The 19,038-nt window shown below is 56.7% G+C and carries 18 protein-coding genes and 1 pseudogene; 12 read left to right on the forward strand and 7 right to left on the reverse strand.

Annotation, left to right across the window (positions count from 1 at the left end):
• Nucleotides 1-7: 7 nt before the first annotated feature.
• The 12 genes and pseudogenes from cls (at nt 8) to ACUZ79_RS03165 (ending at nt 12,439) form a co-directional block, all read left to right on the forward strand.
• Nucleotides 8-1,438: a cardiolipin synthase gene (gene cls / locus ACUZ79_RS03110; protein ID WP_129350690.1), complete on the forward strand. Its 1,431-nt coding sequence runs from the start codon at nt 8-10 to the stop codon at nt 1,436-1,438.
• Nucleotides 1,439-1,465: 27 nt separating this feature from the next.
• Complete coding sequence (ftsH, locus tag ACUZ79_RS03115; protein ID WP_449250680.1) at nt 1,466-3,295, forward strand: ATP-dependent zinc metalloprotease FtsH; 1,830 nt, start codon at nt 1,466-1,468, stop codon at nt 3,293-3,295.
• A 78-nt stretch (nt 3,296-3,373) separates the two neighbouring features.
• Complete coding sequence (gene hsp20-GI / locus ACUZ79_RS03120) at nt 3,374-3,832, forward strand: small heat shock protein sHSP20-GI (RefSeq protein WP_032174845.1); 459 nt, start codon at nt 3,374-3,376, stop codon at nt 3,830-3,832.
• Between the two features lie 22 nt (nt 3,833-3,854).
• A complete protein-coding gene (gene yfdX1, locus ACUZ79_RS03125; RefSeq protein WP_175658527.1) occupies nt 3,855-4,769 on the forward strand; it encodes a heat resistance protein YfdX1 in 915 nt (304 codons plus the stop codon).
• Between the two features lie 102 nt (nt 4,770-4,871).
• The gene (yfdX2, locus tag ACUZ79_RS03130) at nt 4,872-5,759 is read left to right on the forward strand and encodes a heat resistance protein YfdX2 (RefSeq protein ID WP_192112116.1); all 888 of its coding nucleotides are present in this window, start codon (nt 4,872-4,874) and stop codon (nt 5,757-5,759) included.
• 89 nt (nt 5,760-5,848) lie between these two features.
• The gene (hdeD-GI, locus tag ACUZ79_RS03135) at nt 5,849-6,460 is read left to right on the forward strand and encodes a heat resistance membrane protein HdeD-GI (protein ID WP_016451631.1); all 612 of its coding nucleotides are present in this window, start codon (nt 5,849-5,851) and stop codon (nt 6,458-6,460) included.
• A 79-nt stretch (nt 6,461-6,539) separates the two neighbouring features.
• Nucleotides 6,540-7,679 (forward strand): hypothetical protein, encoded by a 1,140-nt coding sequence (locus ACUZ79_RS03140; protein ID WP_192112117.1) that lies wholly within the window; start codon nt 6,540-6,542, stop codon nt 7,677-7,679.
• On the forward strand, nt 7,669-8,109 hold the full coding sequence (gene trx-GI, locus ACUZ79_RS03145) for a heat resistance system thioredoxin Trx-GI (protein ID WP_012761376.1): 441 nt from the start codon (nt 7,669-7,671) through the stop codon (nt 8,107-8,109). The genes ACUZ79_RS03140 and trx-GI overlap by 11 nt, the downstream gene beginning before the upstream one ends.
• Before the next feature lie 3 nt (nt 8,110-8,112).
• Nucleotides 8,113-9,828 carry a heat resistance system K+/H+ antiporter KefB-GI gene (gene kefB-GI / locus ACUZ79_RS03150; RefSeq protein WP_192112118.1) on the forward strand — a complete coding sequence of 572 codons (1,716 nt, stop codon included), beginning with the start codon at nt 8,113-8,115 and terminating at the stop codon, nt 9,826-9,828.
• Nucleotides 9,825-10,321 (forward strand): annotated as a pseudogene (gene psiE-GI / locus ACUZ79_RS03155) (heat resistance protein PsiE-GI). Before kefB-GI ends, psiE-GI begins: the two are co-directional and overlap by 4 nt.
• On the forward strand, nt 10,299-11,264 hold the full coding sequence (locus ACUZ79_RS03160) for a zinc metalloprotease HtpX (RefSeq protein WP_192112120.1): 966 nt from the start codon (nt 10,299-10,301) through the stop codon (nt 11,262-11,264). Before psiE-GI ends, ACUZ79_RS03160 begins: the two are co-directional and overlap by 23 nt.
• Nucleotides 11,265-11,287: 23 nt before the next feature.
• Nucleotides 11,288-12,439: a S1C family serine protease gene (locus ACUZ79_RS03165; RefSeq protein ID WP_192112121.1), complete on the forward strand. Its 1,152-nt coding sequence runs from the start codon at nt 11,288-11,290 to the stop codon at nt 12,437-12,439.
• 18 nt (nt 12,440-12,457) lie between these two features.
• On the opposite strand, the gene ACUZ79_RS03170 is transcribed toward ACUZ79_RS03165, so the two are convergent.
• From ACUZ79_RS03170 to ACUZ79_RS03200, 7 genes are all read right to left on the reverse strand, one after another.
• Nucleotides 12,458-12,922 (reverse strand): lysozyme, encoded by a 465-nt coding sequence (locus ACUZ79_RS03170; RefSeq protein WP_192112122.1) that lies wholly within the window; start codon nt 12,920-12,922, stop codon nt 12,458-12,460.
• On the reverse strand, nt 12,919-13,089 hold the full coding sequence (locus ACUZ79_RS03175) for a hypothetical protein (RefSeq protein WP_256186077.1): 171 nt from the start codon (nt 13,087-13,089) through the stop codon (nt 12,919-12,921). The genes ACUZ79_RS03170 and ACUZ79_RS03175 overlap by 4 nt, the downstream gene beginning before the upstream one ends.
• A gap of 1 nt (nt 13,090) precedes the next feature.
• Nucleotides 13,091-14,265 (reverse strand): IS3 family transposase gene (locus ACUZ79_RS03180; protein ID WP_227119549.1). Its coding sequence is split into 2 segments (ribosomal slippage): nt 13,091-13,998 and nt 13,998-14,265, totalling 1,176 coding nucleotides; the frame shifts between segments, so codons are not numbered across the junction.
• A gap of 214 nt (nt 14,266-14,479) precedes the next feature.
• Nucleotides 14,480-14,761 carry a hypothetical protein gene (locus ACUZ79_RS03185; RefSeq protein WP_449250538.1) on the reverse strand — a complete coding sequence of 94 codons (282 nt, stop codon included), beginning with the start codon at nt 14,759-14,761 and terminating at the stop codon, nt 14,480-14,482.
• A gap of 120 nt (nt 14,762-14,881) precedes the next feature.
• The gene (locus ACUZ79_RS03190; protein WP_449250537.1) at nt 14,882-15,751 is read right to left on the reverse strand and encodes a ParB/RepB/Spo0J family partition protein; all 870 of its coding nucleotides are present in this window, start codon (nt 15,749-15,751) and stop codon (nt 14,882-14,884) included.
• A 206-nt stretch (nt 15,752-15,957) separates the two neighbouring features.
• Entirely contained in the window at nt 15,958-16,626 is a 669-nt protein-coding gene (locus ACUZ79_RS03195) for a YagK/YfjJ domain-containing protein (protein ID WP_449250681.1), read from the reverse strand.
• 441 nt (nt 16,627-17,067) lie between these two features.
• The gene (locus tag ACUZ79_RS03200) at nt 17,068-18,753 is read right to left on the reverse strand and encodes a DUF3987 domain-containing protein (RefSeq protein WP_256267764.1); all 1,686 of its coding nucleotides are present in this window, start codon (nt 18,751-18,753) and stop codon (nt 17,068-17,070) included.
• Between the last annotated feature and the right edge of the window lie 285 nt (nt 18,754-19,038).

Genomic DNA, 19,038 nt, shown 5'->3' on the forward strand with positions numbered 1-19,038 from the left:
GGCTGTCGTGTCCGACCCCAACGGGCTGACATGGGCAGCCACCCTCGTGTCGCTGGCGGTCGCTATCCCCATAGCGGGGCACGCGGTCATCTACAAGCGTGACCCTCGATCGGCCACGCTGTGGGTACTGCTGATCGCCTTGTTGCCGCTGGGCGGTTCGCTGCTGTATGGGCTGTTCGGCATCAACCGTTACCAGCGGCGGGCGCGGCGGCTCTTCCCGGGGGCAGATCCTGCTGTTCGGCAGGACCTCTCGCCCACGATGCCCGAGCCCGTATCGCCGCCGCTTGCCGGCCTGGCGTACCTGGTGGGACGCGCCACCGGCCAGTCGCTGACCAGCGGCAACCGCATCGAGCCGCTCATCGATGGCGAGCAGGCCTACCCGGCCATGCTCGCCGCCATCGAATCGGCGCGGCACAGCGTCGCGCTGGCTTCGTACATCTTCGACGGCCAAGGCATCGGGGCGCAGTTCGTCGATGCGCTGCGCCGGGCTCATGAGCGCGGCGTGCAAGTGCGGGTGCTGATCGACGACGTCTATGCCCGCTGGAGGCCCCGCAGCGCCTACCGCGCCTTGCAACGCGCCGGCGTTCCGGCGGCGACGTTCAACCCGACGTTGATTCCCGCGCGCCTGCATGGCGCGCATCTGCGCAATCACCGCAAGCTGCTGGTGATCGATGGCGAGACGGGTTTCACCGGCGGCATGAACATCTTCAGCCCGTATTGGCGGCCCGATGCGCCGGAGCAGGCCTGTCACGATTTGCACTTTCGTCTGCGCGGGCCGGTGGTTGCGCATCTGATTCGGTGCTTCACCGACGATTGGTGCGATACCACGGGCGAGCGGCTCAACGAGGGTTTCTGGGGCGAACCGCCCGCAACGGCTGATGAGCAAGGAACCTCTTGGGCGCGCGGCATCGAGGCCGGTCCCGATGAGGCCCTGGACAGGATGCGCTGGACCTTCATGGGCGCTTTGAGCGCGGCGAAGCATTCGGTGCGCATCTGGACACCTTACTTCGTGCCCGATCAGCCGATGATCGCGGCGCTGAGCACGGCCGCGTTGCGCGGCGTGCGCGTCGAGGTGCTGACGCCTGCGAACGGAGACCATCCCACGGTGCAATGGGCGGCGCGCGCCCACTACTGGCAGGTGCTTGAGCACGGTGTGCGCATCTTCGAACGGCCGGGCCCGTTCGACCACAGCAAGCTGATGCTGATAGACGGCCAGTGGTGCTGCCTGGGTTCGGCCAATTGGGATGCACGCAGCCTGCGCCTGAACTTCGAGTTCAATGTGGAGGTGTACGACACCGCGTTGTCTACGCGGCTGTCATCCCTTTTTGATGCCGCCCGTGATGCGGCGGACGAGATATCGGCGATGGCGTTGCGCGCCCGCCCGCTGGCCATCCGCTTGCGCGACGGGGTGGCCCGTCTGTTCACTCCCATTCTCTAGCGACACGACTTGCGAGGAACATTGCCCATGGAAAAGAAAGATCAATGGAACATTGGCTACTGGATCGTCGCCGGCCTGTTGCTGCTGACGCTGCAGAACTACTGGCAGGCGGCCAAGACCGTCGAGCCCGTGCCCTACAGCGAATTCGAGAAGGCGCTGGCCGAGGGGCGCGTCGCCGAAGTGCTGGTGTCGGACCGCACGGTCACCGGGCGCCTGAAGTCGCCGGACAGCCGGGGCAAGACCACCATCGTGGCCACCCGCGTCGAACCCGACCTGGCCGAGCAGCTGTCGAAATACGATGTGTCCTACGCGCGAGTGGTGGAAAGCACCTGGCTGCGTGATGTGCTCTCCTGGATTCTGCCGGCCGTGGCCTTCTTCGGCGTCTGGTTCTTCCTGTTCCGCCGCTTCGCCGAGAAGCAGGGCATGGGTGGTTTCCTGAGCATCGGCAAGAGTCGCGCCAAGGTGTTCATGGAGAAGAACACCGGCGTCACCTTTGCCGATGTCGCGGGTGTCGATGAGGCCAAGGCCGAGCTGGTCGAAATCGTCGACTTCCTGAAGAACCCGCAGGATTACGGCCGCCTCGGCGCGCGCATCCCGAAAGGTGTGTTGCTGGTTGGCCCGCCCGGCACGGGCAAGACCCTGCTGGCCAAGGCCGTGGCGGGCGAGGCCGGGGTACCGTTCTTCTCTATCCCCGGCTCGGAGTTCGTCGAGATGTTTGTCGGCGTGGGCGCGGCGCGGGTGCGCGACCTGTTCGAGCAGGCGCGCGGGCAGGCGCCGGCCATCATCTTCATCGATGAACTCGACGCGCTGGGCCGTGCACGCGGCGTCGGCGGGCCCATCGGCGGCCACGACGAGCGTGAGCAGACGCTCAACCAGCTGCTCACCGAGATGGACGGCTTCGACAGCTCGGTGGGGCTGATCATCCTCGCCGCCACCAACCGCCCCGAAATCCTCGACCAGGCGCTGCTGCGCGCCGGCCGCTTCGACCGCCAGGTGCTGGTGGACCGGCCCGACAAGAAGGGACGGCTGGACATCCTGAAAGTCCACGTCAAGAAGGTGACGCTGGCTCAGGATATCGATCTCGAACAGGTGGCTGCGCTGACCACGGGCTTTTCGGGTGCAGACCTCGCGAACCTGGTCAACGAGGCCGCGCTGGCCGCGACCCGGCGCAAAGCGTCCGCCGTGGAGTTGCAGGATTTCACCGCCGCCATCGAGCGCATCGTGGCGGGCCTGGAGAAGAAGAACCGATTACTCAATCCCAAGGAGCGGGAAACCGTGGCCTATCACGAGATGGGCCATGCGCTGGTGGCGCTGGCGCTGCCCGGCACCGACCCCGTGCACAAGATCTCGATCATCCCGCGCGGCATCGGCGCGCTGGGCTACACCTTGCAGCGCCCCACCGAAGACCGCTTCCTGATGACGCGTACCGATCTCGAGCACAAGATCGCCGTACTGCTGGGCGGGCGTGCCGCCGAAAAGCTGGTGTTCGGCGAGTTGTCTACCGGGGCGGCGGACGATCTGGCGCGAGCCACCGACATCGCCCGCGACATGATCACCCGCTTTGGCATGGACGAAGGACTGGGCTACATCGCCTTCGAGGCGCAGCGGCCACGCTTTCTCGATACACCGGAACTGGCCCACGGCGGCTGCCGGGTGGCCGAATCGACCCAGGCGCGCATCGATCAGGCCATCCGCGACATCGTGATGGGCGTGTTCGAGCGCGCCTACCGGATCCTCGACACCAACCGCGCGGTGCTGGAGCGTTGTGCGCGCGAACTGCTGGCGCGGGAAACGCTCGACGAGAACGACATCCTTCAATTGACCCAAGGACTTGTTCTTGATAGAAACGAAAAGTAGTAGGCGCTGTTCAGAGTGAACCGGCGGCTCTGTTCGGTGCGTCATCCAATTCGCCGGCATTGTTCAAGGAGAACCGATATGTCTGCATTGACTCCGTGGGACCCCTTCCGGGAACTGGATGAATTGCAAAACCGCCTGGCGACGATGTTCGGACGGACACCCCAGCGACAGGGCGCCCGTACCGGCAACGAAGCCATGACCACGGCGGACTGGGCACCAATGGTGGATATCAGCGAGGATGAGAACGCATTCCTCCTCAAGCTGGATCTGCCGGAGGTCCCCAAGGATGCCGTGCGCGTCAGCGCGGAAAACGGTGTGCTCACCATCAGCGGCGAGCGCAAACTGGAAAAAGAGGAGCAGGGCAAGAAGTTCCACCGCATCGAACGTGCGTATGGCCGCTTTGTGCGCAGCTTTGTCTTGCCTGACAACGTTGATCCGACCAAGGTGACGGCTTCCATGAAAGACGGCGTGCTGGAAGTGCGGCTTGTCAAGGCCGAGCAAGCCAAACCGAAACAGATTGAAATCTCAGTCAACTAACTTTAATTAGGAGCCCAAGATCATGAATATCAAACAGCCACAATACATCTTCTCCGCACTTGCCCTGGCGGTCGTCGTCGGACTGAGCGGACCGGCTCTGGCCCAATCGGCGGCAGGTTCTAGCCCAGGTGCTGCAGCACCCTCTGCCGCATCCAAGGCGGCACAGCCACAGGTAGATGACAAGGTCGCCCGGGAAGCCGCGGAAAAGCGCGCCGAACTCGCCCAAGATGCAATCACTGCGCTGGCCAAGACCCATGAGGCATTGATCCTCCTTGATGCAAAGAAGACCAAGGAGGCGCTCGCTGCGCTGGAACTGGCCAGCGGAAAGCTGGAACTGGTATTGGCGCGTGACCCAAAACTTGCTTTGGCGCCCGTCGATGTACGCGTCATCACCCACGATATCCACGCCAACGTGGAATCGGTAAAGAAAGCGGTCAAGTTGTCTCAGGAGTTGTTGGGTGATGGCGAGGTGCAAAAGGCCCGGCCCATCGTTGCCAATCTGGCCAGCGAAATCGTGATCGAAACCGACAACCTGCCGATGGCAACGTACCCGGCAGCGATCAAGTCGGCCGCACGGCTCATCGACAGCGGCAAGATCGACGACGCCAAGGCGGAACTCGCCCGAGCACTGAACACGCTGGTGGTGACCTCGGTCGCCTTTCCTCTGCCCGTGCTACGGGCTGAAGCCGCGATGGCAAAAGCTGAAAAGCTGGCCGAGACCGACAAGCGCGATGCCAAGCAGAACGAGGAGCTCAGCGCCCTGCTGGCCTACGTGCGCACGGAAATCGAGCTGGCGCAGATCCTGGGTTATGGCAAGAAGGCGGATTTCAAACCCATCTTCGATCAGGTGAAGTCCATTGAGCAAAAGTCGGCTGGTGGCAAAAGCGGCAAGGGATGGTTCGACGAGTTGAAGACGCGCCTCCAAAAGCTGTTTTGAGGTGATGAAGGGGCCGACTGTTCGGTCGGTCAGTCTCGCGATGTTCGCAGTCAGCCCCAATAGATTCGCCTATTTTCACTAGCTCATACGAGGCATATCACCATGAATGAGCAAACATCGAATCCCAATGCGACGAACGAAGGAATAAACGAACAGGCCGCGGTAAGCAGCCTTCCTGTCAGTCCAGAGGCCAAGCCTGAAGTCGTCACGGAGGTACAGCCTGAGGTTCAGAAGGAAATGGACTCGCAGGCGGCAGACAAACGTAAACAAGTCCTCGATGAGGCCGTCTCGGCCTTGGCGCTGACCAAATCAGCGCTGGCCGCACTTGACGGCAAGGACGCTGCACGCGCATTGGCAACGCTGGCCGAAGTGACGGGAAAGCTGGAGCTGATCGTTGCGCGCGAACCCACGCTCGCCCTGGCCCCCGTTGATGTGCGCACCATCGTGCACGACTTGTTCGCCAACACGGAAACCATTGAGGCGATGACCGACGAGGCGCTGGATGCCCTCAAACATGGCGAGGTGCAACAGGCTCGCCACGTGCTGGCTTTGCTGGCCAGTGAAATCGTGATCACGGTCACCAACATCCCTTTGGCGTCCTATCCCGCAGCCGTGAAGGCAGTCGTGCCGCTGATCGATAAGGGCAAGATCGAAGAAGCCAAAGCCGCGCTGCAGGCAGCGCTCAGCACGTTGGTCGAGACGCGCAGCGTGCATCCGCTGCCCGCCCTGCGCGCCAGGCTGCTCCTGAAGCGCGCCGAGACCTTGGTAGAAGATGGTCAGCGGAGCGAAGCGTCCAATGAGCGCCTGGAGACATTATTGAACGAAGCGCGGCAGCAGTTGGAAATGGCAGAACTGCTGGGCTATGGAAAGAAGAAGGACTTTGAGCCCCTGTATGCTGAACTCAAGAAAGTCAAGCAAAAGACGGCTGGGGGAGGCGGCGGAAAAGGCTGGCTCGATGAAATCAAGGCAAAGCTGTCCAAGTTGTTCTGAAACCGCTGGAGAGGGGGCGCATAGCGCCCCCTCTCTTGTCCCATGAGCGTTTGATTTTTTATTTTGTATAGATCTTTAGGAGATATTGCATGAACACAGACACCATCGCTAATTCCAATGCGGATGACCCCACCAAAGCACTGTGTTCGCTGAGCCAAAATTGGTGGCTTTTTGTGCTGCGCGGTGTCTTGGCATTGATTTTTGCAGCCCTTGCGTTCTGGATGCCACAATCGGCTCTGTTGGCCATGACCATCATGTTCGGCGCATTTTCCTTGGTCAATGGCGCTTTCAACTTGGTTGCAGCGGTGCGCCATATCCAGAAAAAAGAGCGCTGGGGCTGGCTGCTGTTCAGCGGCATTGTCGGCATACTTACCGGCGTCGTCGTCCTGGTTGCTCCTTGGGTCGCCACGATAGTCTTGGCTTCTTTTTTATGGGCTAGCGTGGGCTTCTGGGCGATTTTCACCGGTGTGCTGGAGATATCCGCCGCCGTTCGGCTGCGTCAAGAAATCAAGGGTGAAATTTGGCTTGCCTTCAGTGGACTGCTCTCGATTGTCCTTGGCGCTATCGTCTTGTGGATATTTTTTTCCCGTCCGGTCGAGTCATTCCTGGCCGCAGGCTGGCTGTTGGGCTTCTATGCGGCAGTCTATGGTGTCACGCTTTTGTTCTTGAGTTGGCGTCTTCGCAAAACGCGCCAGGGATAAGAGCGGGTCAAACTAAATTCTATGGATATGAGCATCCTCGATTCATACCTCCATAGAAATGACATCGAAGGAGTCATACATGCAGATGCAATATAGCTCTATCGACAAAGAGTTTCATGAACCTTGGCAGAGAGCTTTGGGAAATGTGATCGAGCACGCCCTCAAGCCATTGCTCGACAAACACACTAAAGATTCAGTGCGACTTCAAATCGTCCTTGATCGCGACAAGATCAAGCGGCAATTTCTGGCCAGTGGCTATATGCACCTGCCCGGCAAAAAGACTGTCAGCGTTACTGCATCACATGACGAGCTGACGCCCCTCGCGCAGATGCTCGCACAGTCGTTGTTCCGTCAGGACAAGAAGCATTTTGACCGACTGCATGCTCAGGATCAAATCAAGCGCAAAGCACGACGCGAGCGCTTGCGCGAGCTCAAGGTGCGGATTGCCGCAAAACCCGCATCAGCCGCCCATGAGGCCGAGGTGACCCGAATGCCTCTACTGTCGAAACTTGAGGCTGTCGCAAGGCGTGAGCTGGCTTATCTGCGGGCCGTCGGCGATCTACCGCGCGATTATCCGACGCTGCGCGACGTGGTGGATGAAGCGATTGTCCAAGCTGAGGTGGAATGGCAATCCGTGCCGGAAGAAAAAGCGGCTTACTTCGGTCTTCTGAAGCATCTGTTCGCCGTCCTGGATCACGAAGTGGCAAACAGCCGGCAATTTGGCGAATTCGTTTCTCTGGACGCGCCGGTCGAAGCGGATGCCCAGGACGTCGCCGAGGCCATGGTGGAAGAGGAAGTCTTCGAATTTTATCAGCCCGATGACACACTCAGGCTGGCCGATATCATCGCTGACAGTCAGCATCCCGATGCCGCAACGATCGCGGAACAGGAGGAGCTAGTTGATTGGTCGAGCGAGTTCGCTTTTGCATTCGACCTACTGAAGGACATGCCGCGTTTGTGGCGGCGCATTTTTCTGCTTATCCGTGTGGACGGGCTGGATGCCAGCAGCGTCTCTGAAATCCTGCTGATTCCTAGTAAGGAAGATACTGTCCAAAGGTGGCTGATGCAGGCCGAAGCGTTCATCGCTGCTCATTTGGAAGAGGCCGGAGTAAGCAAAGACGGGAACGATTGGCTCCAAGGCGTTGATTGGTCGGCATTGTCTGTGACCCGAAGCGCGGCAGCCTCACTGTGGTCCAAGGAGGCGAACCATGAAGAATGATCTTCACCTCGTCTGTCCGCATTGCCAGTCCATCAACCGCGTACCGACTGCGAAGCTATCGGAACATCCCAACTGCGGCCGCTGCCAGCAGCCCTTGTTCACGGGCGAACCCATCGAGTTGACCACGGCGACGTTCTCGCGCCACGTGGAGCGCAGCGACCTGCCACTGTTGGTCGATTTCTGGGCACCTTGGTGCGGGCCGTGCAAGATGATGGCCCCGCAGTTCCAGCAAGCGGCGCGCCAGCTCGAACCCAGGGTCAGGCTGGCCAAGGTCAATACCGAGGCAGAACCCCACCTGGCCGCGCAGTTCGGCATCCGCAGCATTCCGACGCTCGCCCTGTTCCAGGGTGGGCGGGAGATCGGGCGTCAGGCCGGCGCCTTGGGCGCGCAGGACATCGTGCGCTGGGCATCTGCACAGGTGGGGCGCTGACCGATGCAGGACTTGCTCGGCGCCACCCTGATCCTGCTGGCGGCATGCAGCCTCGCGGCGGTGGCGACGGCGGCGTTCAGAGTACCCGCCTTGCTGGGTTACCTCGCCGTCGGCGCCTTGCTGGGCCCTTCGGTCAGCAGTGTAGTCGCGCCGGGAGAAGCGCTTGATTTTCTGTCCGAGCTGGGCGTGGCCCTGCTGCTGTTCATGGTTGGGCTGGAGTTCTCCCTCGGGCACTTTTGGCTCACTCGCAAGACCGTACTGGTGGCTGGCAGTTTGCAGATGGTCGTTGTGGCCGCACCTCTGACCCTGATGCTGATGGGGTTGGGGCAGCCAGCTCAGAGCGCTGCGCTGCTCGGCGCTGCGGCGGCCATGTCTTCCACGGCGCTGGTCAGCCGGCAGTTGGCCGACCAGGGTGAACTCACCACACGCCATGGCCGCAGCGCCATCGCCGTGCTGGTCTTTCAGGATCTGGCCAGCGTGCCCCTGTTGGCCTTGCTGGCGATCTGGGCGCGCGGCGAGTCGCCGAAGGTCGAGAGCATGCTGCTCGAAGTGTTGGGCGTGCTGGTGTTGTTCGCAGCAGCGGCGGTTGCTTCGCGCCGTCTGTTGCATGGCCTGCTGGGCTGGGTGGCGCGGCGGGGCCACGAGGAATCGTTCGTGCTCGTCTCCTTGTGCGTGGTGGTGGCTGCCGCCGCCTCTGCGCACGCGGTCGGCGTATCCGCCGCCCTAGGGGCCTTCCTCGCCGGGATGGTGCTGGGCGAGAGCGACTTCCGGCACCACATGGAAAGCCACCTCAGGCCGTTTCGCGATGTGTTGTCGGGCGTGTTCTTCGTGACCATCGGCCTGCAACTGGACGGAGCACAGATTCTTTCGGCACCGCTGACGGTGTTGGCGTGGCTGGCAGTGCTGGTACCGGTCAAGATCGGGCTCAACACCCTGGCCTTGCGGGCGACGCGCCTGTCCGCCCTCGATGCCTGGCGCACGGGCATAGCGTTGGGGCATGGCGGCGAGTTCGCCCTGCTGTTGTTGGGCATGGTCTTGCAGCAGCATCTGATCCCCGCGACCGTCGTACAACCCATGCTAGTTGCGCTGGTGCTCAGCATGGCCCTGGCACCGCTGCTGATCCGCCATCACGATGTACTTGCCCGGTTCTTGAGCCGCACCGGCGGCGTCATTCAGCCACCCCAGGCTGAAGAAGTCGAGATCGCCGCGCAGACAGCGCGATATCGAGACCATGTCATCGTTTGCGGCGCGGGCGAGCTTGGTCTGACCGTCAGCGAGATTCTTCGCCACGCCGGCGTGGCGCATCTGCTGCTGGAGGCGGACGCGCAGAAGGTCGAGGCCGCGCGTGCCGCCGGCGCGCCGGTGTTCCATGGCGATGCCAGTCGGCCCGATACCTTGCTGGCTGCCGGCTTGACGCATGCGCACATGGTGGTGCTGACGTTCGCCCATGCCCAGCAAGCGTTGCGCATCGCCCAGGCGATTGCCGAGCGCCGTCCGGCGCTGACCTTGTGGGTGTCATGCAGAAGTACGACCGCGGCCGATGCATTTCGCGCCATGCCCAACGTGCGCGTGTATCAGCAATCCTTTGCCGCAGCTATTGGGCTGGCGGAACAGGTGATGTCGACGCTTGGCATGTCGACCGAGCTGATTGAAGGACACATCAGCGCAATGCGCCGCCGTCTCGACAGCAGCCGTTTTCCAGGGAGTTCATCGTCATGAAATCAACACGCCTTAACCCATTTCAGGTCTTCCGTGACCAATGGGCCATCATGAGTTTTTACGAGCGCTTCGAGCAGGTCGTCGCCCTCGTTCTGTCGGCGGTGATTGCCGTCATCATCGTGGTGTCGCTGTTCCAGCCATCGCCATCGTCTTCACGCTGCTGGTCCTCGATGCCTTCAATCCCCTGGATCACAAGGTATTCCAGAGTGTGTTCGGCATGATCATGACGCTCTTGATCGCGATGGAGTTCAAGCATTCCATTGTTCGCGTGGCGCTGCGTCGGGACAGCATCATCCAGGTCAAGACCGTGATCCTCATCGGTCTGATCGCGCTGGCGCGCAAGTTCGTGATCCTTGACCCCGAGGCGAGCCCCGCAAAGATAGCCGCGCTGGCAGGCGCCACGCTGGCTCTGGGTGCGACCTACTGGCTGCTGCGCAAGCGCGGCGACCGCGCCGCCGAGACATCTGAGCATGATCCGTCATCATCCCAATGACCCGCGCGCGGCGTTGTTGCAACACCGCTGGCTCAACCGCCTGCAGACCGGGCTGTTGATCCTGACCCTGGTCGGGATCGCAGCCGCCGCAGGAAGCCTGCTGTTCGGGGAAAGCGGCCTGTGGCTCACGCTGTTTGCCGTTGCAGGCACGCTGCTGCTGGAACCGGCAGCCGCATCTGCCTTGACCTTGCGCCTATACCGCGCCCGGGCGCTGCACCCGCACGAAGCCCCGGAAATTTGGGCCCTGTTGCACGAGCTGTCCGTCCGTGCCGGTTTGCCCGCAACGCCGGTGCCGCACTACGTGCCCAGTGCCGTCGTCAACGCCTTCGCCACCGGATCGAAGCGGGAGGCATCGATCGCCCTCACCGATGGCCTGCTGCGCCGCCTGAGCCCACGCGAGCTGGCGGGTGTGCTCGCGCACGAGATCGCGCACATCGCCAATGAGGATCTGCGCGTCATGGGGCTGGCGGATTCCGTCAGTCGCCTCACGCGCCTACTGGCCCTTATGGGACAGATCGCGATCCTGCTGAGCCTGCCCGCGCTGCTGGTTGGCGCGGCGGAGGTCTATTGGCCTGGTTTATTGTTATTGGCCGCATCGCCCCAGCTGGCCCTGCTCGCACAGCTCGGCTTGTCTCGCGTGCGTGAGTTCGACGCTGACCGCCTCGCGGTGGAACTGACCGGCGACCCGCAAGGGCTGGCGTCCGCGCTGGCGAAGATCGAGCGGGTCAGTCGCTCCTGGCGTGCCTGGCTGTGGCCGGGATGGGGCAATCCCGAGCCCTCCTGGTTGCGCACGCATCCGGCAACGCAAGAGCGCATCTCACGCCTGCTGACGTTGGCGCCCAGGCCAGCATCAGCGTTGCCGTTTCACGAGATCCATTCCTTGCCGGAATCCGCTGTGACGCTGCGCCCCCCGCGCTGGCGCCCGAGTGGACTGTGGCGCTGATTGCCCTCAACAGGAGACTTCTCATGGCCTACCCCGACCCGTACGCGCGCCCGCCACAGGACCACTTTATCCGTCGCTGGCTCTTCATCACCGTCTGCATTGCCGCGCTCATGCTGCTGTGGCAGTTTCTGCCCGCTATCGAGGCCTGGTTCAGTCCGCGCGAGGTGGCAGAACGCACCGTGACGGCGCGTGGCGATCTGGCGGCGGACGAGAAGGCCACCATCGAACTGTTCGAAAAATCGCGCGCCTCGGTGGTGTATATCACCACCGCACAGCTGGTACGAGACGTCTGGACGCGCAATGTCTTCTCCGTGCCGCGCGGCACCGGCTCGGGCTTCATCTGGGACGACGCCGGCCACGTTGTCACCAACTTCCACGTCATCCAGGGTGCGTCCGAAGCCACCGTCAAACTCGCCGACGGCCGCGACTACCAAGCCGCGCTGGTGGGGGCAAGCCCCGCGCACGACATCGCTGTGCTCAAGATCGGCGTCGGTTTCAAGCGCCCGCCTGCCGTGCCGATCGGCACCAGCGCCGACCTCAAGGTGGGTCAAAAGGTCTTTGCCATCGGCAACCCCTTCGGCCTGGACTGGACGCTCACCACCGGTATCGTCTCCGCGCTCGACCGCTCGTTACCCGGAGAAGCGGGCGGCCCGGCCATCGATCACCTGATCCAGACCGACGCCGCCATCAACCCTGGCAACTCCGGTGGGCCGCTGCTCGATTCGGCAGGAAGGCTCATCGGCATCAACACGGCGATCTATAGCCCCTCCGGCGCCTCGGCCGGGATTGGTTTCGCCGTGCCGGTGGACACCGTCATGCGCGTAGTCCCGCAACTCATCAAGACCGGTAAGTACATCCGTCCGGCGCTGGGCATTGAGGTGGACGAACAGCTCAATCAGCGCCTGCTGGCGCTGACTGGAAGCAAGGGCGTGTTCGTGCTGCGTGTTACCCCTGGTTCGGCAGCGCACAAGGCCGGCCTCGCGGGTGTCGAAGTCACGCCACAAGGCATCGTGCCCGGCGACCGCATCATCGGTGTTGATGGCAAGGCGACGGACGATGTGGCTAAGCTGCTCGCGCGGCTAGACGACAGGAAGGTCGGCGATGTGGTGGTCTTGTCAGTGGAACGGGCCGGCAAAACGCGCGAAGTGCGTGTGGAGCTGCAACCGGGGATTTGATTGAATCGACCCGGTCTATCAGGCGGCGCGGAGCAGGCAAGTGGCCTCAGCCTCCCGCCGCGTGACAAGCCCCGGCAGCACCCTGCCGCCGCCATAGACCCAGCGCCGCAGCTCTTGGCCCGCACTATGCCAGTCCCGCTGGTTTATCCGCCGCCGCAGCGTCGACGTTTGAAGTCGCCCCGCGCCGAGGTTGAAGGTGAAGTCGACGATGGCCGCGAGTCGCTTTTCTGGCTCGGTGGCCAGCACCGGGCAGTAGCGCAGCGTCGCGTTCAATGCCGTCATGAGGTCGGCAGCCAGGTAGCGCTCTGCGTCGGTCTCCGTGATCGGTGGGTGCTTCGGATCGCAGAGGTGGCCGTAGCCGATGGTCCAGTAGCCGGCTGGGCAGACGTAGGGATGCGCGCGGCCGGGATCGTTCTTCGGCACGCGGTGAAAGCCCTCGAAACGCTTGGCCAGATCGATGGCCGCCTGCGGAACCGGGATCACGACCGCACCCGGTCGAACACACGTCCGAGGAACCAGAAGTTCAGCACGCCGGCCCACAGGGCTTGGTCGGCCTCTTCGACGCGCTTGAAATGCCTTGTGCAGTTCTTGCCGGTTCCGACCAGATACTCCTGGGCAAAGTGAGGTAGGTCGTCAAATTCGAACGCCATGTTAAGCGGCAATCGGCAGCTTTGGTTTCATCATCCCGCTTCTGACAAACGCCGCCGGTGAGAGATAGCCAAGTGCTGCCTGGCGTCTTTGTCGATTATAAAAAACCTCAATATACTCTGTCACATCTGTAATTGCTTCTGCCTGTGATCTGTAGCTTTTGCGATGGACCAACTCATTCTTCAATAAGCCCCAGAAGCTCTCCATGGGGGCGTTGTCGTAACAATCCCCTTTTTTGCTCATGGAACAGATCAGACCATATGCGTGGAGCTTTTTCTGATAAGCTGCGCTGCAATACTGGCTGCCGCGATCCGAATGCAGAATCAGTCCCACAGGTGGGCGGTGGAAACGCACCGCCTTCATCAATGCAGCCAAGACAAGCCCGGTATCCATACGCTCAGCCAGGCTGAAGCCGACAATTTCCCGGCTGTGTAAATCTTTGATTCCGGCAAGATATACCCAGCCCTGCCGTGTGGGGATATAGGTTATGTCACTCACCCACACGCGGTTGTGTTCGCCCGGCGTGAAGTCACGGTTCAGAAGATTGGAAGCGACCGGCAACGCGTGATTTGACTCCGTGGTGCGGATAACCCGTCGTTTGCGCTTACAGACGAGGCCCAGTTCACGGCGGAGCTGCTTGACCTTCCAGAGGCTGACGGCACAACCGCTTGCCACGAGTTCCCGGTGCAACCGCTCCGCGCCGTATGTGCCGCGTGTTCTCTGGTGGGCAGCCAGAACCTCGGCCTCCAGACGAGTTGTCTTGTTTGATGGGGCAGCGTCGCGTTTGAGCCAGGCGTAGTATCCACTGACAGATGCGTGCAAAACCAGGCAAATAAAACGGACAGGATATCGGTGTCGCAAAGCACTGACTGCGGCGTACCTCACAGCGACTCTTTGGCAAAGTACGCCGCCGCTTTTTTTAGAATGTCGCGCTCCATACGCAGCAGGGCGTTTTCTTTCTTCAACCGCGCCAACTCCGCATCCTGCTCACTCACGCCCGGCTTCAAGGCGAACTCGTGCTTGTCCAGTCGGTACTGCGTAACCCAATTCGCTAAAGTTTTCATAGGAACAGACAACCTTCGCGCTGTTTCCGTTACGCCGAAGCCATCCTCAACCGCCATGGTGACGGCTTGCTGCCTCAATTCCTGTGAATAACGTCCTCGTGGTGTTTTCGTCATAGAACCTCCTCATATGGATATGAACTATGGCGTCCGTTTTTTCCAGCCTACCTCAGTCATCTCAGCAAATTCTTTACTGAAGTGTATTGAGCAAAGCGCTTCAGCGTCTAGGCCCTGCCGCTCCGCGAGGTCATAGGCATAGCAAAGTTGCTTGTCAGAAGCAGGCTGATTGGCACTGCGCGGGGTAAAACCGTACATAATCACCTCAAATTTTTCATAACAGTTTAAATTTTTTCCGAATGTACGCCATGGCTGAGGCGCGGGTGTAGCCAATTTTTGACCCTGCCCGTACACGCTCTGCGGGACCTTTGTGCAAAGCGTCTTCATTGGACAGCGTTTTTGGTGAGATCAGCCCGCCTGTGGCCTTCGCCAGCTCTGCTCTTGAGACAACAGGCGGTAATTCCTGTTCGATAGACCTAAAAAAGGCTTCTGTACCGAGGCCGTGGTTTATTAGGCTTTCAGAACGCTCAAAATTGCGTTGCCAGTATTGTTGCATGTGTTCTCCTGCCTGTTGGGCTGATAAGGGTTGGTGTGGGAATGCATATAATAAGCAGATAATAAAATAAAAAGGGTGTTGCCAGTAAAGCAACACCCTCAAATATTTTGAGTGAAACAGTTAATTCTCTTCGGATTTGCCTTTCTGATAGGCAGAGACTTCATCCAGTAGAGCTCGTATCTCCTTTTCAATGCCTTCTCTAAAACGAGCATCCGTTATTTTTTCTACATCTTTCTTGATTCTATCGCGCAACTTTTGGATGTGACCTTTGAATACGTTCAATCTACGGTCCATTTGGGACATATTTGGCGGTTGGGCAGTAGGTTTCTGCCCTGCTTCACCAGAACTAGAATCTCGCGAATTTTTGGCTGCTTCCTTCTTTTCGATGGCCTCTAGCATCTTTTTGAATTCAGCTTGCTGCTTATCATCTTTTAATTTTGAAAGTTTAAGCAGTTTATTGCGCGACCAAAGGGGACTCGTAATAGCCGCTTCTTGTATGCCAGATGGGAGGCTATTGAGCTTGAGTATCTCAGAGATGGTACTTTCTGCCTTGCCCAATTGAACTGCAACGTTTTGTTGAGCTAAACCAGATGCATTGATGATATCCTGGATGGCTCGTGCTTCTTCCATGGGCAGAAGAGAATTGCGCTGCAAATTTTCGGTCAAAGCAATGACCCTGTAATTTCCAGATACAAACTGAGCTGGTAATTCTTCAAGACCAAGTTCAGATACCGCCTTGTATCTACGCTCACCGGAGACGATTATTTTTTTATCGCCATCAACCCGGTATAGAATCGGAGTAATAATTCCATTAACACTAATAGAGCCTTTCAACTCTTCAAGTTGCTGTTTATCAAAATAGCGCCGGGGCTGATTATTATCAGGGGATATCTCTGATATCTTGAGCATCTCAATCTTTGAGCTAACACCCACAGTGTTCTGGGGGACAGATTGAGCACTTGTCGATACCTTGGGCGGATCAAGAGACACAGTAACACCTCGTATTTTTTTACTATTTCACACTTCGGAACTCCGAAGTCACCAAAACAACCAATAAAGTCTGCGAGCAGGCCTTTTAATTAGCGTAGGGATGATTGACAAAAAAAGTCAACACAAACCAGGACCCCGATGTCCTGCGAACATAAAGGCTTATTCGAGAGGTCTCGAGGATGCCACTACCTCCGCAACTCGCATCATCATTTTCGAGAAATCCTTGTGCATGAGGATACCCTTGATCCCTTGGGGTTGAATTCCTTGGTGCGGACTTTAGCCAAATAGCTACCAGCAAAGACTACGTCATTGATCTGTTGTTCGACTTCAGGGGAATTGCGCTCTATGAGCTTCCCCTTGGCTCCATTGCTACCAGAAAAGTTAACAAGCCCATCATAGCTTTCATTGGGAGTGTTATTTGCGTTTTGCAGTTTGTTTTTGACAGCTCTACTCACTGCTTCTTTGACGGAATAGCCGTTGTGAATTGCATTGCCGTTGACAAACGCATTTACATGAAAGTGTGGTTTGTCATCTGGTGAGGTCTTTTCTGCTGTCCATACCCAATGCACATCAGGATCATTTTTCCCATTCTTTGACTTTGAGTTTAGAGTACGTGTTGCACTTTCAATAATCCTGGTCATGTCCTTGCTGTCGAGTGCATAGTCAATCTCTTGCCCATTGTTCCCGATACGACCAGTTGCTGTGTTCTGAATGTCAAGGCGTACTGAAAACACCTTTGAGTGTTTGGCTGCCATGAGTTCAACAGTGTCTATGATCTGGTCTAATGTTTTCGTATGGCAATGAAGGTTGCCATCTTGACCATTGTTGATTGTGTAGCCCCTGTATTTTCTCCCAGTCGTGATGTCTTTTGCCATGACAATCTCCTTTAGCTTGCTTTAACTCTGTCGTTGTTATTACTTCTATGGCTAATGAACATACAAATGGCATTAACATTGTGTTTATAATTTCGTTTACAGGATGCATTTATCACTTGCAGCAAATAGTTCTTTTATGATTATTATTAAGACACTACTAAAACCGGGATAGACAAGTACGCACTACACGGAGTATAAATAAATTTACTTCTGAGACATGCTGACCATTTTCACATAGTATATTTGCGATAAAGTTTATGGTAGTACAAAACGGTTTGACCACTGCAATAAGGTCCCTAATTTTTAACAGGTAATGCTATTATGAAAGGATTCAAATGGAAAAAGATAGACTCAGATATTGAAGGGAAAAATCTCAGACAAAGCCAACACCCCCATCTATTCAAAGCTAATAGATGGGGGTGCAGTGAATTATAATCCCTATCAGGCACTGGTAATGAAATTTTTATGAACAACACACAGGCGCGGCTTGCTTGGGGTAATGAGTTGACGGATGATGTTAAGCTTCTCAAGAGCATCAAGCGCAGGAAAGATATTGTCGTTTTTCATTTTTTCTATCCCTTTTGCAACCTGCGTTGACGTAAAAAAGCTATGCCTATGACGCTTGATCCAGTCTAATATCTTTTGAGCATCGTAGTATGCACTCAACCCATTTGCAGAAAACGCGTATTCTGCATGAAGGCTGATGCTGTATACAATTTTTTTAGCTATAAGCACATCATTCTTGGATACAAAATGGTTATCAGGTTTAGCATGCCCCCAGATATGGAGGATTGTTGCAATCCTCGCGACCAAACCGCGAATCTTTCGGAGATAGGCTCGATAATGAGTTTGCCCTTTTGGTGTTCGGTTTTGTTCCTTTTCAGTTTCCTTTAAAATTATTAATAGCTCTTCTTTTGCTTCAGGAGAAAATTGTATTTCAATCAATTTTCTTGACGGTTCTTGTGTGAAGTTATCTTCAAGTAAATTTTCAATTTTTTCTGAATACGAATTATAATCTGATTTACTTGAATTATCTTCAACTATCTCATCCTGCTTTCCTCCGAAACAAACAGCAAATCTTGGAGAAAGGCCATGCAAGCCCAGCCTATCATTTGAGTACAGTTGTCGAGCAATATCTGGATTTACTACAATCCCTATGTTTAAGAATGGCTGTTGAAGAATTTTTGTTCCATCGCGTTTTGTTTCTGTAATAAACTTTTCATAACCATGAGCTTTCGTGAAAATATCTAATGGTGACCTGGAAGCAAGCACTAAATGTAAAAAAGTGTTACCTTCCGCGCTCGCAAAAGTACTACCCCCACCATTGTCCTGCATGGTCGCGTATAATTTCGGATAAGAAGTGTCCTCGGTAAATACCCTTGGCAGAGCAGAGGCTTCCTCAACTGGACAGCAATCATTTATCATGTTGCGATCATGGCGAACATTATTGGCCAACGTTTTGAGAGCCTCTTTGCAAATAACCAAGTCTTTACCATGATTTTTTTTGGACTGCTTCAGCGCAATTTCTCTTGCAATAACAATGTCTACATTGTTGGATTTTGATAATTTTTCTGCATGCTGAGCTTGTTTTCTATTTTCAAATGATTCATGAGGTCTCATGACTAACTTCAATAGATTGCTCTTCATATTTCCGGACTCTGCGCAAACGATTACATAAAGCGTGATTGCCTCAAGCCATTCATCATTAATTTTTGCAATATATCTTCCTCGTGTAGCAGCTGCTATTGAAAATAAAACAAATAGCAGCACAGAGAGGTAGCTCCATCCTGTGTTATCGGCTATGTACTTTACGCTTCCTCTCAAGCCATCAGGGATATCTTCCAGGTGAATATCTCCAAATGAGTTTGATATTTCAAGATTAGAATAAAAATTTGAATTCAGATCCTCTGACATCTTTTTTATTTCATCGCATAAATCCTTAGCGTCATCTATTCGTCGAACTTGTTCTTTCGCCGTTTCATAATTGATATATGCGCGCATGGATTCTGTTTCATCCCGTATACGTGCAACATATGGATTCTCTCGAAGGTTAATTCTTTTGTTTGCAGGGCTATTCGAAATTTTCTTATTAAAGTTGCCGTCTTCATTATTGTCTAATTTTCTCATGACATTGACCTCTATTTGCTATCAGTCTTCTCCTCACCGGCATGAGGAGAAGACTGATAGAGCGCTACAGATTCTTTAAGACCCCATGCCTATTGTCCGTCCTGCGATTATGGCCTGGCTGCAGATTCAATTCGACTATTAGCCATAAGCCTGCGACTTCACCCCAACTGTACCGAGCAGTTCTCCCAATTTTGCAATAGGGAATGCCTATGCTATGAAGTCGGTGTGCTGCATAAAAAATTTCCTGAAATTTTATTCAGTCAGACCAATTTAGATTGGCCTGCC

The organism is Desulfovibrio faecalis (assembly GCF_053570625.1).

Bases quoted from the DNA above. Each gene is read 5' to 3' on its own strand.
- ftsH (WP_449250680.1), top strand. From the start codon at position 1,466: ATGGAAAAGAAAGATCAATGGAACATTGGCTACTGGATCGTCGCCGGC.
- hsp20-GI (WP_032174845.1), top strand. From the start codon at position 3,374: ATGTCTGCATTGACTCCGTGGGACCCCTTCCGGGAACTGGATGAATTG.
- yfdX1 (WP_175658527.1), top strand. From the start codon at position 3,855: ATGAATATCAAACAGCCACAATACATCTTCTCCGCACTTGCCCTGGCG.
- yfdX2 (WP_192112116.1), top strand. From the start codon at position 4,872: ATGAATGAGCAAACATCGAATCCCAATGCGACGAACGAAGGAATAAAC.
- hdeD-GI (WP_016451631.1), top strand. From the start codon at position 5,849: ATGAACACAGACACCATCGCTAATTCCAATGCGGATGACCCCACCAAA.
- ACUZ79_RS03140 (WP_192112117.1), top strand. From the start codon at position 6,540: ATGCAGATGCAATATAGCTCTATCGACAAAGAGTTTCATGAACCTTGG.
- trx-GI (WP_012761376.1), top strand. From the start codon at position 7,669: ATGAAGAATGATCTTCACCTCGTCTGTCCGCATTGCCAGTCCATCAAC.
- kefB-GI (WP_192112118.1), top strand. From the start codon at position 8,113: ATGCAGGACTTGCTCGGCGCCACCCTGATCCTGCTGGCGGCATGCAGC.
- ACUZ79_RS03160 (WP_192112120.1), top strand. From the start codon at position 10,299: ATGATCCGTCATCATCCCAATGACCCGCGCGCGGCGTTGTTGCAACAC.
- ACUZ79_RS03165 (WP_192112121.1), top strand. From the start codon at position 11,288: ATGGCCTACCCCGACCCGTACGCGCGCCCGCCACAGGACCACTTTATC.
- ACUZ79_RS03175 (WP_256186077.1), bottom strand. From the start codon at position 13,089: ATGGCGTTCGAATTTGACGACCTACCTCACTTTGCCCAGGAGTATCTG.
- ACUZ79_RS03185 (WP_449250538.1), bottom strand. From the start codon at position 14,761: ATGCAACAATACTGGCAACGCAATTTTGAGCGTTCTGAAAGCCTAATA.
- ACUZ79_RS03195 (WP_449250681.1), bottom strand. From the start codon at position 16,626: ATGGCAAAAGACATCACGACTGGGAGAAAATACAGGGGCTACACAATC.
- ACUZ79_RS03200 (WP_256267764.1), bottom strand. From the start codon at position 18,753: ATGAGAAAATTAGACAATAATGAAGACGGCAACTTTAATAAGAAAATT.